The organism is Donghicola sp. (genome assembly GCF_025210255.1).
Taxonomy (GTDB): domain Bacteria; phylum Pseudomonadota; class Alphaproteobacteria; order Rhodobacterales; family Rhodobacteraceae; genus Donghicola; species Donghicola eburneus.
The window spans coordinates 20,013-37,481 of sequence record NZ_JAOARZ010000022.1 but is presented as its reverse complement, the minus strand read 5'-3'; the positions used below and the strand labels follow the sequence as shown (position 1 = coordinate 37,481).

Below are 17,469 nucleotides of genomic sequence, written 5' to 3'. Positions count from 1 at the left end.
AAACACAGGGGGACTACGCATGACAGCGAACATTAAGATCCATGCAAATGCAGGGACTTATGTTGTACGCGCAGGCGGTGCTGTGTTGGGCGAAAGCTCGAACACTTTGGAGTTGGTAGAAGGCGATTATACGCCGGTGGTTTATTTCCCTCGGGAAGACATCGCGACAGCCTTTCTCGACCAATCCAGCCAGCGCACGACTTGCCCGTTCAAGGGCGAGGCTCAGTACTACAACATCGTGACCAAGAGCACGACCATCGAGAACGCCGCTTGGTCCTACGAGGATCCGGCCAGCGGGCTTGAGCAGATCAAAGGGTATCTGGCCTTCCACGCCAGCCCGCAGCTCGCCATCGAAGAGCTGTAATCCATCGGTCCATAGGGTCCGTACGGGGCGTGCCACTGGCGCGCCCTTTGTCGTTTCTAGCTATGCTCTTCGGCTGCGGTGGCTGCCAAAGCACGGTTGAAGGTTCGTAGAGCATCCACCTGAAAAACGGCACCGACGATGTCGGGTGCTTCCTCTCCTCGGGCAGCTTTCACGACGGGGACAAAGGCCGCACCAGTGCGATCAAAGATCGGCATCGCATCGCGCAGGGTCTGACCGGTTTGCAGCACGGTCCCCTCAGCCACCAACGCCTCGAGCTGGTCAAAGGGGGCAGCGTGTTCATGATCAAGCGGACGCATTACCGTCGCCACGCCATACATTCCCATCAGATAGGCTTGGGGCCCTGCCGCCAGCTGGAGGTTCCGCCGCGCAAGCAGCGTCAGGAAGAACGACTGCGAGACCATACGGCTCGACAGCGCAGTAGACATCGACACGGCAACCATGACTGCCAGGCCCGTGTGCCAGTCCCCCGTCAGTTCAAAAACAATCAGCGTCGTTGAGATCGGCGCGCCTAGCACCGCGGCCGCCACTGCGCCCATGCCTGCCAATGCATAAAGCGTCGCCTCGCCTGACACCGAAGGAAAGATACCTGTCGCGACCAGCCCAAAGGCCAGCCCTGTCAAACCGCCCACCATGAGCGCAGGCGAAAAGACCCCGCCGCCCATACGGCCCGCCATGGTGATGGACACCGCGATGATCTTGAGCACGACGAAGACCAAGGCTTCGTACAGCAGCATGTCCCCCGCCAAGGCGCGGGCGGTCGTCTCGTAGCCAACGCCAATGATATGCGGGAACATTAGCGCGATCCCCCCCAGCAAGAAGCCGGAAATCATGGGGCGCGACCACGCAGGGAACTTCAGCGCCGCCTCAAGCCGGTTACCGAGTTGATCCGCCCAAAAAATCCCGCGCATCAGCACAACAGCAACCAAGCCGCTTACCAATCCGAGGATAAAGAACGCTGGCAGTTCGGCGTAGAACTGCAAGTAGGTGCGCGAGGATAGGACAAACTCGCTCACATCCCCAAAGGTCAAACGCGACACGACCGTTCCGGCCACACTGGCAACCACGATGGGCGCAAAAGCGTGGATCGCAAAGTGGCGTAGTACGACCTCTAGCGCAAAGAGGGCCCCCGCAATTGGTGCGTTAAAGCTGGCAGACACCGCCGCCGCCACCGCACAGCCAAGCAGGTTCCGGCCACTGATGGCGTCAGCGTGGATCCACCCGCTCATCCGTGTGGCCAAAACGCCCGCAAGGTGCACGACAGGCCCCTCTCGCCCCGTCGACCCGCCACTCGACAACGTAATGAGCGAGGCCAGAGCAGACGCCAACCCCTCTTTTACCTCAACCCGACCGCCGTTCAGCGCTGCGCCCTCAATCACATCAGCCACAGACCGCACGCGCCCATCCGGCGTGAACCGCTGCAGCAGTAGTCCCACCACCAGACCGCCCACTGTCGGAATTAGGATGACCCAAATCCAGTTCACGGTCCCAAGGTGAGTGTGAAGATGGTTAATGTCATCGGTCCGGTAGAGCGTGGTTTGCAGCAGCTCGATCCCGAGTCGAAACGCCACCGCAGCACAGCCAGACGCCGCGCCGACCACCAGCGCAATCAGCCAGAATTGAAACTGACTCGGCCCTTTGGTCCGGACCAGATCATAAGACCTGCCGATTTCCTCGCGTAGATCGTTGAGAGATTCTTTAAAAAACTCTTTCACGTTCGCCCGCCATTGCGCGTTTACCTTTTCCACAGACATGAGCATGCGTATGTTGCCTACAACCAGAAAGAAGGCCGGCATGACAAAACCCGATGCACTCCATGAGCTTAGCACCTTACTAGGACAACGTCTCTCGACCTCCAAGTTTGAACTTGAAGCGCATGGGCGCAGCGAATCCTATTTTCCGACCACCCTCGCCGATGCTGTCGCGTTTCCAGACAGCACCGAAGAGGTCAGCGAAATCGTGAAAATCTGCGGACGGCACGGCCTACCGGTAATCGGCTGGGGCGCTGGAACTTCGCTCGAGGGGCACGCACTGGCCAAGCAGGGCGGCGTCATCGTGGATTTCCGGAATATGAATCAGATTTACGATCTGCATGCCGAAGACATGAGCGTCACCGTCCAACCCGGCATCACACGCGAAGCACTAAACGAGGAATTGCGTGCCACGGGTCTGTTCTTTCCAGTTGATCCAGGCGCCAATGCCACGATCGGAGGCATGGCCTCAACTCGTGCAAGTGGGACAACCACGGTTCGCTATGGCACGATGCGGGACAACGTTATGGCGCTGGAGGTGGTCATGCCCGATGGGCGCATCGTTCGCACGGGCAGCCACGCAAAAAAATCTGCTGCGGGCTTTGACCTGACCGCCCTCATGATCGGGGCAGAGGGAACCTTGGGCCTGATCACAGAACTGACCCTGAAACTGCAGGGCCAGCCCGAGGCTGTCGGCGCCGCTGTCTGCGCGTTCGACAACATTTCTGACGCTGTAGCCACCGTGATTGAGACCATCCAGTTTGGGCTTCCCATGGCGCGGATCGAATTCATCGACGCTGCCACGGCTGCGGCTGTGAACGCCTATTCCGGCTCTGACCTGCCCCTGACCCCGCACCTCTTGGTCGAATTCCACGGCTCCGAAGCCGCCTTGGCCGAACAGGCCGAAGTTTTTGGGGGAATTCTGGCCGAGCATGGCGGCAAAGGGTTTGACTGGGCAACCGCGCCCGAAGACCGCAAGGCGCTATGGCACGCACGCCACCACGCGTATTGGGCGATCCTGAACAGCCGCCCCGGATGCCGCGCGGTCGTCACAGATCTGTGTGTGCCAATCTCGCGCCTTGCCGAAGCGGTCGAAGCTACGCGCGCGGACATCGACCAAAGTGGCCTGCAAGGCCCTATTCTCGGTCACGTCGGGGATGGCAACTTCCACGCGATCCTGATGATCGATCCAGAGAAACCCGAAGAACTGGATCGCGCCAAAGAGCTTTCGGACCGTATGGTGAAGCGGGCGTTGTTTATGGGGGGAACTGTCACCGGCGAGCATGGCGTCGGCTACGGCAAGCTGGCGTACATGCCCATGGAGCACGGCGAAGGCTGGGATGTCATGGCGCAGATCAAGGCCGCGCTGGATCCGTTGAACATCATGAACCCGGGCAAGGTTGTGCGGTTCGGGGAATAAACCCAAGTCGATGAGTGATTGAAAAAAGAAAGGGCCGCTTGGCCCTTTTATTTTTGCTCGATCAGAGCGCGCGCCGCCTCTCGTGCAGCTTCGGTGATTGTGTCACCAGAGATCATGCGCGCAACCTCGTCCACGCGCTCTCCTGCATCCAAGGGCACCACGCGGCTCAGGGTTTGGCCATCCTGCACGGACTTGCTGACCTGCCAATGATGCTGCCCCAAGGCGGCGACCTGCGGCGAGTGTGTGACCACAAGCACCTGACCTTCGCTCGCCAATCGCGCCAGACGTCGACCCACGGCGTCTGCCGTTGCGCCACCCACCCCACGGTCAATCTCGTCAAAGATCATTGTCACGCCGGATGTGTTTTGGGAAAGGCAAACCTTGAGCGCCAAAAGAAAGCGGGAGAGTTCGCCGCCCGATGCAATCTTGGCCAAGGGACCTGCAGGTGCACCGGGGTTGGTGGCGACGGTGAACGAGACATTGTCGCGCCCTTCAGGACCGACATCCCCCTCGGTAATCTGGGTATGAAAGACCGCCCGCTCCATTTTAAGGGGGGCCAGCTCGTCCATCACGGCACGATCCAATCGCGCCGCAGCTTCGACACGCGACTCTGTCAACGCCGCCGAAGCGTCTGAATAGGCGGCATCAGTCGCTTTGACGTCTGCGCGCAAACGGTTCAGGTCCCCCTCGCCCGCATCCAGTTGGCCAAGGCGCGTGCGCAATTCTTCAGCAAAGGTCCCCAGATCGTCCGGTGTTACCCCGTGTTTCCGCGCCAAACCGCGGATCGCAAACAAGCGCTCCTCAATCGCTTCGAGTTCCGCCGGGTTAAAGTCGAGGTTCCCGAGAACACGTTCAACCCCTTGCGTTGCATCGCCAAGCTCGTTCAGCGCCCGACCAAGTGCCGCAATCGGTTCATCCAACTGCCCGTCCGCTTCTGCAGCGATACCGTCCAGCCAACGCATGCCGTCACCCATTGCGCCCTCGGCCCCATCGAGCCCAAGGATCTGGAACGCGCGCGCCAGATCATCGCGGATCTTCTCGGCTGCTTGCATCCGGCGGCGCTTCGTGTCCAGCTCTGCGTCCTCGCCCGGTTGCGGGTCAAGTTGGTCCAATTCGGCGACTGAATGGCGCAAGAATTCTTCTTCGCTCCGCATCGCGGCCAGCTTTTCCTCGGCCTCGGCCAACGCTTTGGTCGCGCGGCTGCGCGCCAGCCACAACCCACGCAGATCCGCCAACAAGGCCCCATGTCCAGCGAACTCGTCCAGCAGCTGTCTGTGACCGCGCGGGTTCAGCAGGCCGCGATCATCGTGCTGTCCATGCAGTTCAACCAAAGTCTCGGACAGATCGCGCAGCACCTGCCCTGACACTCGGCGATCATTGATCCATGCAGTCTTGCGGCCATCCACGGTGTTCACGCGGCGCAGGATCAATTCGCCATCCGCCTCGACCCCGGCCTCGGCCAGAATCCGGTGCGCGGCATGATCGGTGGGCAAGTCAAATTCGGCGATCACTTCGCCTTGGTCCGCGCCAGCCCGCACCAATTCGGCACGCCCGCGCCAGCCCAGAACAAAGCCTAAGCTGTCCAAGAGGATCGACTTACCCGCACCTGTTTCCCCTGTCAGGACATTCAGTCCCGGCTGGAAATCCAATTGCAGTCTGTCGATCAGCAACACATCCCGAATATCAAGCGTTCGCAGCATGTAGAATGTCCGGTTGCCCGCCTAGATGCGTGATCAGAGCCACTGGCCCTTGATCATCTGGCGGTAAATTTTGGCCAGCCAACTGTCACCCTTGGCCTCGGGTTTCAGACCCGCGTTGGTCAGCAGTTCATAAGTTTCTGCGTACCACTCGCTGCCCTGATAGTTATAGCCCAGAATAGCCCCGGCAGTCTGCGCTTCGTCGGTCAGGCCCAACGACAGGTAGCTTTCTACTAAGCGGTGCAGCGCCTCGGCGGTGTGGGTGGTGGTCTGAAAATCCGCTACCACGACGCGGAACCGGTTGATCGCAGCGGCATAGTGCTGACGCTTCAGATAGTAGCGACCGACTTCCATCTCCTTGCCCGCCAAGTGGTCAAAGGCGAGGTCGAACTGCAGGATCGAGCTTTCTGCGTATTCGCTGTCGGGATAGCGCTCGATCACCGTACGCAGGGCTTGCAGCGCTTGGAACGTCAAACCTTGGTCGCGGCCCACGTCGTCGATCTGGTCGTAGTAGGACAGCGCCAGCAGATATTGCGCGTAAGCTGCATCTTCGTCTGCGGGGTAGAAATCAATGTACCGCTGCGCGGCGGCACGGCTGTTTTCGTAGTCCTGATCCTGATGGTAGGCAAAGGCCTGCATGATCAGCGCGCGCTTCGCCCATTCGGAATAGGGATACAGACGCTCAATCTCGCCAAAGTAGACCGCGGCCTGATCGGCATCGTTGTCAGCAAGCTCGTATTCACCGCGGGCATAAATCTCTTCGGCAGTAAAGTTTTCCAAAGGTTCGCCCGATTGGCCCCCTTCGGCGAAACTGTTGTTGTTGGCAAAGGGCCGCGCGGAAAAATCGGAACAGCCCGCGACGCTGAGGCTGATAAATACTGTCCCGAAAATCGTCTTAAACGCTTTGCCCATGCTCATACCTGCCCACAATAATTCAGGATCCACGAGGCAGTGATGCCTCTGGTCAACGGCGTGTTAGCACAGAAAATTCCGGTGCAAAATGCCTTTGCCACCCTTACGCAATCATGCGACGGCAGCAAGGTCCGAGACATGCAGCCCAACGCCGGGCAAACGGGCGATGCAAGCCGCGTCGCAATCGACAATGCGGTAGGCGGTCGGATCGGCAAAGAGCGCCCGCAAGAGCATGTTGGTCAGGGTGTGGCCCGCCTTATATCCAGTATAAAGACCAAGGATCGGCGCACCTGCCAAAGCCAAATCGCCAAGGGCATCTAGCATTTTGTGACGAACGGGCTCGTCCGAATGGCGCAGGCCACCTGGGCTTAGAACCTCTTCTCCGTCAACAACTACGGCGTTTTCCATGGTTCCGCCAAGCGCGAGACCATTTTCACGCATGAATTCAACATCTGCGGCGCGGCAGAAGGTGCGGCTGTCGCACAGCTCGCGGACAAACGTGCCGTTCGCCATGTGCAGGCTCTTGCGCTGACGGCCAATTGCTGCGTCGGCGAAGTCGATCTCAAAATCAATTTTCAGCGAGTCGGCAGGTGTCAGAGTGGCAGTGGCGTCACCCTTCTCAACCGTCACCGGCTTCAGGACTTCGATTGCAAACAGAGGCTCTGCCAGCATACGGATGCCCTGCTTCACAAGCCCGCGAACAAAGGGGGCGGAGCTGCCATCAAGGATTGGAACTTCTGGACCATTCACTTCAATCAGGGCGTTGTGAATGCCGCAGCCCGCCAGCGCAGCCATCACGTGCTCGACCGTCGACAGGCTGACGCCGTCGGTGTTGACCAATTTGGTGCAGAGGGGCGAATGTTCGGCAACGTCCCAGCGTGCAGGGATCAGTGGGTCACGGTCCACAATGTCGGTACGCGTGAACCAGATTCCGTGTCCGGCCGTAGCAGGACGGATCGTCAGGCGCACAGGTTGACCGGAGTGAAGGCCAACGCCGTTGAAGCTGACTTGATTTCGGATCGTGGTTTGCACAATGGCCCCAATTGTCTGCGCGAATGTATCGCCTTGTTGAACAGACAGTTAACGCTCACCCCCCAGAGTCACAATTCAATCTTTGCAACACGGTGAAACATCCCATCCTAAAAGGCGGGCAAAAATACGCCTAAGGATTATTTACAGGATCAATGTCTTGATTCTCAAAAACAAAAAGGCCGCCCGAAGGCGACCTAGAATGTTTCGATTCACACGGATCAGTTGGCCTGACGGCGCAGGAACGCGGGAATCTCAATCTTGTCTTGTGCCGGATCGTTATCAACATCCTCTTCGAACGACGGCGCGGGCGGTGCCACACGACGCGCTGTCTGGGGCGCATTGCGCTCTGGCTGAGGCTGCGGACGGGCCGGAGGAGCAGGCTGCTCGTTGTGACCGGTCATGCGGTTGATCAGCGAGTTGATCCCAAAGCGCGACTTCTCGGGCGCAGCCGGAGCAGCGGGGCGCGCGGGCGCCTGCGGCTGGGTGCTGCCCATCGGGCGCTGCTGCTGGGTGCCACTGTGGTTCACGGCTGCCTTCAGACGTGCCATCGTCTCGGGGCTTGCAGCACCTGCGACAGGGCGCTGGGGCGCAACAAAGTCATCGCCCTGATGCGCTTCGGGCGCAGGCTGCTGATACTCTTCGGCACGCGGCTGGTACGCGGGTGCGGGCACATCCTCGGCGGGGTGCTGAGGTGCTGCACTGCGCGGTTGCTGCGTAGGCTGCTGGTAGGATTCCTGCGGCAGCGGCGCAGGGCGCTTGGGCTGCTGCGGTGCAGGAGTCTGGTAGCTGGTCGGCTGCTGCGGTGCGGGCTGTTGGTACTGCGGCTGCTGATACTGGGGCTGCGGCGCAGCGGCAGTCGGCGCTTGAGGCGCGGGCTGCTGCGGAGCGGGCGCAGGCTGTTCAGCGCTCACCTGCTGGGTAAGCGGCTCTGCCAAAGTACGACGGGGCGCGGGCTCTTCCAGAGCTTTGGCCGATGCGTCGATACCAGTTGCAACCACACTCACGCGCATCGCGCCTTCGAGCGATGTATCCAAGGTCGAACCAACGATGATGTTCGCATCGGGATCTACTTCTTCGCGGATACGGTTGGCCGCCTCGTCCAGTTCGAATAGGGTCAGATCGTGGCCACCGGTGATGTTGATCAGAACGCCCTTCGCACCGCGCAGGCTGATTTCGTCCAGCAGCGGGTTCGCGATAGCCTTCTCTGCTGCCTGAATGGCGCGATCTTCGCCGGTCGCTTCGCCGGTACCCATCATGGCTTTGCCCATCTCGTCCATCACGGCGCGAACGTCCGCAAAGTCGAGGTTGATCAGACCGGGGCAGACCATCAGATCGGTCACGCCTTTGACACCTTGGTACAGAACATCGTCAGCCAGGCTAAACGCTTCGGTAAAGGTGGTCTTTTCGGTCGCCAGACGGAAAAGGTTCTGGTTCGGAATGATGATGAGCGTGTCGACGACCTTCTGAAGGGCCTCGACACCCTCCTCGGCCTGACGCATGCGCTTACCGCCTTCGAACTGGAAGGGCTTGGTCACAACGCCAACGGTTAGCACACCAAGTTCACGTGCAGCCTGCGCGATGATCGGCGCTGCACCGGTGCCGGTGCCGCCGCCCATGCCTGCGGTGATGAAGCACATGTGTGCGCCTGCCAGATGATCGACAATCTGCTCGATGCTCTCTTCAGCTGCGGCAGCGCCTACGCTTGCCTTTGCGCCAGCACCCAGACCCTCGGTCACTTTCACACCCAGCTGGATGCGGTTGGTTGCTTGGGCCTGCTGAAGGGCTTGTGCGTCGGTATTCGCGACTACGAATTCCACACCCTCGAGCTGTTTCTCGATCATGTTGTTGACCGCGTTGCCGCCGGCGCCGCCCACACCGAACACGGTGATGCGGGGCTTCAATTCATCGTGTCCGGGCATCGAAAGGTTCAAAGTCATGATCTGTCCGCCTGCTTGTCGCCCGTGCCACCGGGCAGTTTTGTCCCTGATTACATATCATTCTACGCGCCATAAACGGCGACGTCATCCAAAAAGTCAGCCTGTCAACACAAAATCTGGCCACAAAGATGCCCCAAAAGGCGGCATTTCGCCTAAATGCACCAGATATTGGGCTTACCAGTTATCCTTGAACCATTTCATCGCGCGCTGCAATGATCGGGCGGGGTATCTTTCGACCGGCATGTCGAAGTCCCACCATTCGTCCTGTGGATGCGCTGCAAAGCAGCAAAGCCCCACTGCGCTGGCAAATCCCGGCCCTGTTGCGGCCTGAGGAAGTCCGTGTACGCGCAGAGGTCGACCCAGCCGCACCTGCTGCCCTAATATCTTACTGGCCAGCCCGTCAAGGCCGGGAATCTGACTTCCACCGCCCGTCAGGACGATTTGCTGGCTCGGCATATGGTCAAAGCCTGCCGCATCCAGACGCGCGCGCACTTCTTCAAGGATCTCCTCGACGCGCGGACGCATGATCCCGATCAATTCGGTACGGCTGACGGTGCGGCGATCATGCTCCCAATCACCGGAGTCTCCGTCCAGATCGATCAACTCTCGGTCATCCATGCCGGTCGCGTAGACGCCACCGTGGAAGGTCTTGATCCGTTCGGCGGTCGTCATGGGGACCTGAAGGCCCATCGAGATGTCGCTGGTGACGTGATCGCCGCCCATCCGAACGCTGTCCGCGTAAATCATGTGCTTGCGCATGAAGATCGACACGCCAGTGGTGCCGCCCCCCATATCGATGCATGCTGCACCTAATTCTTTTTCATCTTCGATCAGCGCCGCCGTGCCGGACACGTAAGCAGAGCTTGCGACACCTGCCAGCTCCAAGTCGCAACGCTTGATGCAGTATGCCAGATTCTGGATCACGCTGGCATCAACTGTCAGCATGTGCATATCACAGCTGAGTGTATTGCCGATCTGGCCGCGCGGATCATTCAAACCCGAGCGGTGATCCAATGCGAAGTTCACGGGCTGTGCGTGCAGCACCTCGCGGCCCGCTCCGTAATCGGGCACATCGCACGACGCCAGAACGCTGCCGATATCCTCTTCGCTGACCTGCTGACCATCAAGCTCGACCGCGCCTGCCAAGCCGTAGCTGCGGGGACGCGCGCCAGAGAATGTCGCGATCACGTGGTCGACGCGGACACCTGCCATCTTTTGCGCCGCCTGAACGACAGTGCGGATCGCCCGCTCGGTCTCGGCCATCGCGTCAATCTCACCAAACCGAACGCCGCGAGACCGGGTTGTCGCAGCACCGACAACGCGGAAGCCCGCCTGCCCTGCCATGGACCCGATATCCTCGCCTTCGACAAAGGCATCTGTGCGATCAAACCGCAGCACCAGACACGCGATCTTCGAAGTTCCAACGTCCAGAATGGCGATCACGCCACGCTGTAGTGCTGCCTTCCGTAGTCCGCGCATTGCGCGCTGTGTTTCATAAAGCTCGATCATCTGCCTCAATCCTCAGCTTCATACCCCCGGACGCGCAGCAATTCTTTACGTGCCACTTGTGTCATCCGGATTGTCGGCCTGTCGGCCAGTCTCATGTCCACGACGGAAACATCGCGGGTCAAAAGTTCTTTTGCCTGCTCCAGTGCGATCACGCGTTCCAGCGCGCGCACAGCGTCTTTTTCGGGCAGCAAAATGCGCTGATCCCGATCCAGTACCAAATCCCAGCGTCGGTTGCTGACACGCACCACGCCGCGCACCCGTTCACGGATGGGCGCAGCAGCTGCAATCAATTCCAGCGCTTGGGTGACGTTCTTGTTGGCCCCGTCCCCAACGATCAGGGGGAGGTCAGGACGTTCGATCCGCGCATCCAGTTTGTCCGCGCGCACACCCTCCTCGTCGATCACTTCCACGCCTTCGGGCCCACGCCACAGAGCAACGGGCTGGCGCTCTATCACATCAACCTGCAAGACACCGCCGGAACGGATCTGTAGGGACACATCCTTAACCGCGTCGATCTTGCGGATTTCATCGCGCAAGTCGCTGAGGTTCAGATCAAAAGAGCTGAGCGGGAAGCTTGCCGGCATCAGCTCGTGGATCGTCTTCAGGGTCTTTTCGTTCGCACCATCCACGGCCATCATCTGAACCATGAATTCGGGGCGCTCTTGAAAGTCGCGCTTCACCGCTTCGATGCTGGTGAACAGATCGGTGCGACGCTGTTCGTTGCCCAGATATGACGCTGCTGCCAAAGCCACCACCATCACGGGCAACCCCATGCGCAGCCCCATACGGAAGCTGGGGGTCAGCCACATGCGCTGGACCTTATAGGCCCAACGACTAGGAGCAGGATCGGCGCGGCGCGTCATCTGTTGCACGATGCGTCCTCCACCAGCCAGCGGCACAGGGCGCCAAAGCTCATACCAGCGAAGCCTGCCTGTTCAGGGCTCAGCGAAGTGGGCGTCATGCCGGGTTGAGTGTTGGTCTCGAGCAGGATCAGACCATCCACACCACGGCTTTCATCCCAGCGGAAGTCGGTGCGGCTCATGCCGCGGCAGCCCAATGCCTGATGCGCACGAACGGCATAGTCATAGCAGGCATCGCGGATGGCGTCGGGAACATCGGCGGGCACCACGTGGCGCGACCCGCCTACTTCGTACTTGGCGCTGTAGTCGTACCAGCCGTCTGTCAGAATATCGGTCACGGCCAAGGGACGATCCCCGAGCACAGTGGTCGTTAGTTCCCGGCCAGGTGCATATGTCTCGACCATGACGGTCTCGGGCATTTCGTCGGACAATTGCGGCGGCGTGTTTGCGCCGTCCATCACCAGATAGACGCCGACGCTGGACCCTTCGTTGTTGGGCTTCACCACATAGGGCGCGGGCATCACATGGCGGGTGCGGACTTCATCACGGCTGGCCAGAACGCTTTCGACAATCGGCAGACCTGCGGCGCGGTACACATCTTTGCTGCGGGCTTTGTCCATCGCAAGTGATGAGGCCAGAACGCCAGAATGCGTGTAGGGGATACCCATCCATTCAAGAATGCCTTGGACACAGCCATCCTCGCCCCACCGACCGTGGAGCGCGTTGAACACAACGTCAGGGCGAATCTCTGCAAGGCGTGTGGGCAGGTCGGGGCCAGCATCCAGCTCGACCACTTCGAATCCTTCGTCCCGAAGTGCAGCGGCGCACTCTTTTCCACTGGATAACGACACCTCTCGCTCTGCGGAGGGGCCGCCCAATAGCACCGCTACAGTCGGGTGAGCCCTGCTCGACATCACCACATCTGCCTCTGTATTCTCGGCCGTTTCGGCCTGTTTTTGTCTACTGCCAACACAAGAGCCTAAATGCTCTCAAAATGCCACAGATTTTTAGTTAATTTATCTTACAAATCGCGAGGATGGTTAGGTTTCGTCACCCACACGGATCACTTCCCATTCTAGCTCTAATCCGCTCGATTGGAAAACGCTTTTTCGGACAAGCTCGCCTAACCTTTCGAGATCGCTCGCCGTCGCATCGCCTGTATTCACTAGAAAGTTCGAATGCTTCGGGCTCATTTGCGCGCCACCTACGGTTGCGCCGCGCATGCCTGCATCATCGATCAGCTTCCATGCTTTCAGATCATGAACATCATCCGCGCGCCCTGTGCTGGAAAAGCCCGCGGGATTGCGAAAAGTACTTCCCGCAGTGCGATCTTTTGTCGGTTGGGTCGCATCCCGTTTGGCCAGTTGATCGGCCATTTTCTGTTCCAGCTCTGCGGGGTCACCAGTCGGCGCCTCGAACACCGCCTCGGTCAGCACCCACCCCTCGGGCAAGTGACTGTGACGATATCCGAATTGGAGATCTTCGGGGCTCAGTATGACCACTTCACCATTGCGTGAAACGGCCTGCGCGGAAACCAGATGGTCAGCCACATAGGTCCCGTAGCACCCTGCGTTCATACGGATTGCCCCGCCGATCGAGCCAGGAATGGTGCGCAAAAATGTCAGATCAAGACCCGCTGCCGCCGCCTTGCGCGCGGCCATGGAATCGAGCATCGCCGCACCTACGGTTACACGAGTGCCCTCGATGCTCAGGCCATTAAAGCCGCGCCCCATGCGGATGACCACAGCCCTGATTCCACCATCGCGCACGATGAGATTGGACCCGACACCCATCGGAAAAACTGACACATCACTCGGAAGGGCCTTGAGAAAGGCGCAGAGGTCTTCGAGGTCTGCAGGCTGATAGAACCAGTCCGCAGGGCCACCGACCCGTAACCATGTCAGGTCTGCCAGTGGACGGTTGGGGGTCAAATTTCCTCGCACCTCAGGCATCTGCATCGGGGGTCCTCCGTTTTCCGGTCAGCCAGCGCCACAGGTAGATCACCGGCCAGCGTAGAATTGACAGACCTGCTGCCAGAAACGCCAGCGCGATCCAAGGGCCATTCGTGAAAAACAAAGCGACGAGCAAAGGACTGCCCGTCGCGATCAGCCCATATGCACAGAGCCATAGCTTTTGCCCCTTGAAGAGCATGGTCATCAGAGCGGCGCTCAGCACCCAGACGCATGCCGCGCCCATTCCCAGATCCGCGGCAGTCATCAATTGTCGCCCCTCTTAGTCGGCCAAACGGTTCGGCAGGTTATTTGCCCACGCGCTGATGGTCCCTGCCCCAAGGCACACGACCATATCACCGGGCTGGGTCTGCTCGCGCACCAGACGCTCCAGATCCTCTTCGTTGTGCAGGGCGCGGGCGTGGCGGTGACCATGACGGATCAGTCCTGCGACCAAATCATCGCGGCTTGCGCCCTCGATCGGGGCCTCGCCTGCGGCAAAGACTTCTCCGATCGCAACCACATCCGCATCGTTAAAGCAGCTACAGAAATCTTCGAACAAGCTGTGCAGACGGCTGTAGCGGTGCGGCTGGTGGACAGCGATCACACGGCCCGTTGTGGCCTGACGTGCGGCTTTTAGAACAGCGGCAATTTCAACGGGGTGGTGACCGTAGTCATCAATGATCGTGACACCGGTCACTTCGCCCACCTTGGTAAAGCGGCGATTCACGCCACCGAACTTGGCCAGCGCTTCGCGGATTTCTTCGACCTTCATACCGAGATGGCGGGATACCGCGACCGCGGACAGAGCGTTCGACACGTTGTGGTCCCCGGGCATGGGCAGCGTGCAGCCCTCGATTGTCATGCCTTCTTGTTGCAGCCGGATGTCGAAGTGGGCGACGCCGGCCTCATAGCGCAGATTGATCGCGCGCACGTCCGCTTGGGCGTTAAAGCCATAGGTGGTCACGCGGCGGTCGGTGATTTTGCCCACCAGCGCCTGAACTTCCGGGTGGTCAGTGCAGCAAACCGCCAGACCGTAGAACGGAATATTGGACACGAACTGGTAGAAGCCTTCGCGCAGGGTGTCGAAATCGCCCCAATGCTCCATGTGCTCGGGGTCGATGTTGGTGACAATCGCGATGGTAGCGGGCAGACGGTTAAACGTGCCGTCGCTCTCGTCCGCTTCGACCACCATCCACTCGCCCTGCCCCATACGCGCGTTGGAGCCATAGGCATGGATGATGCCGCCGTTGATCACGGTGGGGTCGATCCCACCAGCAACCAACAATTCAGCGACCATCGTGGTCGTGGTAGTTTTGCCGTGGGTGCCCGCAATCGCGATGTTCGACTTCAGCCGCATCAGTTCGGCCAGCATCTCGGCGCGGCGCACAACAGGCAGACCGCGGCGGCGCGCTTCGTCCAGCTCTGGGTTGCCTGGCTTGATCGCAGAAGAGATCACAACAACCTCGGCCCCTTCCAGATTCTCGGCCCGCTGGCCTTCGAAAATGGTCGCGCCCATGCCCGCCAAACGATCAGTGATTTTGCTGGTTTTCTGGTCAGAGCCCTGAACGGTGTAGCCGTGGTTGATCAGAACCTCGGCAATCCCCGACATCCCGATCCCGCCGATCCCGACGAAATGAATGGGGCCAACATCGGTGGGCAGCTTGGTCGCAGCGTTCATGGTGAGAGGTCTTTCTTCGTCAGGAGTGTGCCAGCTCTTCGACCAGCGCGACAAGGCGCTCGGTCGCGTCGGGGCGGCCAATGGACAGGGCTGCTTGGGCCATGTCATGGGCCCGCGCGGGCTGTGTCAAAATATCGGTGATGGCGGTGGCAACGGCGTCCACAGTGAATTCTTTTTCAGACAGAGCGACGGCGCCACCAGCCTCAACCACGCCGCGCGCATTGGCGGTTTGGTGATCCCCTGTCGCCGCAGCGAAAGGCACGAGGATCGCGGGGCGTCCGATCACGGTCACATCCGCAACAGAAGACGCACCAGAGCGGCTGATCACCAGCTGCGCGCGCTCCATCCGCTCGGGGACATCGCTAAAAAAGGGCTGAACGTCGGCTGTGATACCCGCTTCTTGGTAAAACGCTTTGACGCGCGTTTCATCCTCGCCCCGCGCCTGATGGCTGACTGTGATCCGACCACGCAAATCGGCGGGCAATGCGGCAATCGCGGCAGGCACGACATCTGACAGAATGCGCGCACCTTGCGAGCCGCCGATCACCAAGAGACTGACGTCTCCTTCGGGCGCAACATAGGGCGCGGCAGCTTTGTCCAGAACGGCGCTGCGGACGGGGTTGCCGGTATAAATGCCTTCGACGCCCTCGGGCAGATCTGTCGGCCAAGTTCCACACGCCACCTTGTTCACTTTGGCAGCAAATACCCGATTGACCCGCCCCAAGACACCATTCTGCTCGTGGATCATGCGCGGCAAGCTCATCCAAGTCGCCGCCGAAATCGCAGGGATCGAAGGATAACCGCCAAAGCCGACAACGACCGCCGGTTTGTCCTTGGACATCGCGCTACGGGCCGACATGATACCGCCAATGATCTTGAACGGCACGAGCAGCTTCGCCAGCGCCCCGCCACGCGCAAAGGTCGCGCTTTTGACTTCCTCAATCTGAACAGCGTCAGGGAACGCGCCCGTGTAACGCGCACCCCGTGCGTCGGTCGACAACTTGACCCGCCATCCTTTTGCCAGCATCGCCTCGGCCAGTGCCTGAGCGGGGAACATGTGCCCGCCGGTCCCTCCGGCAGCGATCAGCAAAAGTGGTTGGGTCATAGACGCCCTCGTCCTCGCAAAAGTTCACCGATTTGGCCCTGCGGCCGCTTGCGGGTAAACGCCAGAAGCATCCCGACTGCAATACCCATCGCGATCAAAGAAGAGCCACCATAGCTGACGAACGGCAAAGTCATGCCTTTGGCGGGCAAAAGCCGCACCGCCACGCCCATATTAATCATCGCCTGCACGCCAAACGAACAAGCCAGACCCGTGCCAGCAAGGCGGATGAAGGGGTCGCGTTCTTTAATGAGGCGGATCAGCGACCGGACCACAACGACGGAATAGAGCGCAATAATCAGGCCCACCAGAACGAGCCCGTATTCTTCGGCTGCGACCGCAATGATAAAATCCGTATGTGCGTCCGGCAAAGACCATTTCACCTCGCCCTCACCCACGCCAACGCCAAAGAACCCGCCCTCTCGGATCGCATTGGTCGCGTAGCCCAGCTGTGTGCGCGGGTCGACATCGGGGCTCAGGAAGCCGTCAATGCGGCGCGCGAAGTGCTGCGAATTGTGATAGCTGAAGATGCCGCCCAAGACGACCATCCCCGCAATGCCCGAAAGCAGCAGCATCGGCGCACCGGCCACGAAGTACATCGTGCCCCACGCGAACAACACCAGCGCCGACTGACCAAAGTCCGGCTGCAGCGCCAGCAACAGCACAATAACGCCTGTTAGGCCAAAGGAGATCAGCTTGCCCGGCGGGCCATTCAACTCTTGCCCCGCTGCCATCAGCCACGCGGCGGTGACGATATACAGGGGCTTGAGGAATTCAGAGGGTTGGAACGAAGCAAAGCCAAGCGAGTACCAGCGCACCGCACCTTTGCCGAAATCCGTGCCCAAAAAAGGCAGCAGTGCCAGTGCAATGAGCGACATGACAAACCCCAGCACCGCGTAACGTCGGATCACTTGGGGCGACATCATCGACACCACCATTGCGACCGTCAGCGCCACGCCGCCAAAGAACGCCTGACGCTGCACGTAGTAAAACGCGTCCAAGCCATTGCGCCCCGCCAGCGGCGGAGATGCTGCGAACCCCAGCAATAGACCGATACCAAACAGTGAAACGATGCAGCTCAGCGTCCACTTATCAACCGTGCGCCACCATCGCGGAAGGATAGGTTCGCCGGTTTGGACGCGTACTGCGCCATAGACCATTTCTGTCATGGGATGACCTGCCGATTTGCCTCTGCCCTGTCCCTTTGCGGGATCTGCAAGAGATTCTATCGTGAAAC

15 protein-coding genes are annotated in these 17,469 nt (G+C 59.9%); 2 read left to right on the top strand and 13 right to left on the bottom strand.

Annotated elements, in window-relative coordinates:
* Positions 1 to 19 precede the first annotated feature (19 nt).
* The gene (locus N4A58_RS07465; protein ID WP_293708645.1) at positions 20 to 364 is read left to right on the top strand and encodes a DUF427 domain-containing protein; all 345 of its coding nucleotides are present in this window, start codon (positions 20 to 22) and stop codon (positions 362 to 364) included.
* Positions 365 to 420: 56 nt separating this feature from the next.
* Here N4A58_RS07465 and N4A58_RS07460 read toward each other — a convergent pair whose 3' ends face one another.
* Positions 421 to 2,136, bottom strand: a complete 1,716-nt coding sequence (locus N4A58_RS07460; RefSeq protein ID WP_293709278.1) for a chloride channel protein — start codon at positions 2,134 to 2,136, stop codon at positions 421 to 423.
* Positions 2,137 to 2,176: 40 nt separating this feature from the next.
* Between N4A58_RS07460 and N4A58_RS07455 the strand changes: the two genes are divergently transcribed.
* A complete protein-coding gene (locus N4A58_RS07455; RefSeq protein WP_293708643.1) occupies positions 2,177 to 3,553 on the top strand; it encodes an FAD-linked oxidase C-terminal domain-containing protein in 1,377 nt (458 codons plus the stop codon).
* 47 nt (positions 3,554 to 3,600) lie between these two features.
* Here N4A58_RS07455 and recN read toward each other — a convergent pair whose 3' ends face one another.
* From recN to ftsW, 12 genes are all read right to left on the bottom strand, one after another.
* On the bottom strand, positions 3,601 to 5,253 hold the full coding sequence (gene recN, locus N4A58_RS07450) for a DNA repair protein RecN (RefSeq protein WP_293708641.1): 1,653 nt from the start codon (positions 5,251 to 5,253) through the stop codon (positions 3,601 to 3,603).
* Positions 5,254 to 5,286: 33 nt separating this feature from the next.
* Positions 5,287 to 6,168, bottom strand: coding sequence for an outer membrane protein assembly factor BamD (locus N4A58_RS07445; protein WP_072707166.1), 882 nt, complete (start codon positions 6,166 to 6,168; stop codon positions 5,287 to 5,289).
* A gap of 105 nt (positions 6,169 to 6,273) precedes the next feature.
* Positions 6,274 to 7,194, bottom strand: a complete 921-nt coding sequence (gene lpxC / locus N4A58_RS07440) for a UDP-3-O-acyl-N-acetylglucosamine deacetylase (RefSeq protein WP_293708638.1) — start codon at positions 7,192 to 7,194, stop codon at positions 6,274 to 6,276.
* A 218-nt stretch (positions 7,195 to 7,412) separates the two neighbouring features.
* Complete coding sequence (gene ftsZ / locus N4A58_RS07435; RefSeq protein ID WP_293708636.1) at positions 7,413 to 9,131, bottom strand: cell division protein FtsZ; 1,719 nt, start codon at positions 9,129 to 9,131, stop codon at positions 7,413 to 7,415.
* A 174-nt stretch (positions 9,132 to 9,305) separates the two neighbouring features.
* Positions 9,306 to 10,640 carry a cell division protein FtsA gene (gene ftsA / locus N4A58_RS07430; protein ID WP_072707169.1) on the bottom strand — a complete coding sequence of 445 codons (1,335 nt, stop codon included), beginning with the start codon at positions 10,638 to 10,640 and terminating at the stop codon, positions 9,306 to 9,308.
* A gap of 5 nt (positions 10,641 to 10,645) precedes the next feature.
* The gene (locus N4A58_RS07425) at positions 10,646 to 11,503 is read right to left on the bottom strand and encodes a cell division protein FtsQ/DivIB (protein WP_293709276.1); all 858 of its coding nucleotides are present in this window, start codon (positions 11,501 to 11,503) and stop codon (positions 10,646 to 10,648) included.
* Entirely contained in the window at positions 11,500 to 12,414 is a 915-nt protein-coding gene (locus N4A58_RS07420) for a D-alanine--D-alanine ligase (RefSeq protein WP_293708632.1), read from the bottom strand. Before N4A58_RS07420 ends, N4A58_RS07425 begins: the two co-directional genes overlap by 4 nt.
* Positions 12,415 to 12,540: 126 nt before the next feature.
* Positions 12,541 to 13,458 carry a UDP-N-acetylmuramate dehydrogenase gene (gene murB / locus N4A58_RS07415; protein ID WP_293708630.1) on the bottom strand — a complete coding sequence of 306 codons (918 nt, stop codon included), beginning with the start codon at positions 13,456 to 13,458 and terminating at the stop codon, positions 12,541 to 12,543.
* Positions 13,445 to 13,717 carry a DUF2484 family protein gene (locus tag N4A58_RS07410; protein ID WP_293708628.1) on the bottom strand — a complete coding sequence of 91 codons (273 nt, stop codon included), beginning with the start codon at positions 13,715 to 13,717 and terminating at the stop codon, positions 13,445 to 13,447. The genes murB and N4A58_RS07410 overlap by 14 nt, the downstream gene beginning before the upstream one ends.
* A gap of 15 nt (positions 13,718 to 13,732) precedes the next feature.
* Positions 13,733 to 15,130, bottom strand: coding sequence for a UDP-N-acetylmuramate--L-alanine ligase (murC, locus tag N4A58_RS07405; RefSeq protein ID WP_293708626.1), 1,398 nt, complete (start codon positions 15,128 to 15,130; stop codon positions 13,733 to 13,735).
* 19 nt (positions 15,131 to 15,149) lie between these two features.
* Complete coding sequence (gene murG / locus N4A58_RS07400; RefSeq protein WP_293708624.1) at positions 15,150 to 16,235, bottom strand: undecaprenyldiphospho-muramoylpentapeptide beta-N-acetylglucosaminyltransferase; 1,086 nt, start codon at positions 16,233 to 16,235, stop codon at positions 15,150 to 15,152.
* Complete coding sequence (gene ftsW / locus N4A58_RS07395) at positions 16,232 to 17,401, bottom strand: putative lipid II flippase FtsW (RefSeq protein WP_293708622.1); 1,170 nt, start codon at positions 17,399 to 17,401, stop codon at positions 16,232 to 16,234. Before ftsW ends, murG begins: the two co-directional genes overlap by 4 nt.
* Between the last annotated feature and the right edge of the window lie 68 nt (positions 17,402 to 17,469).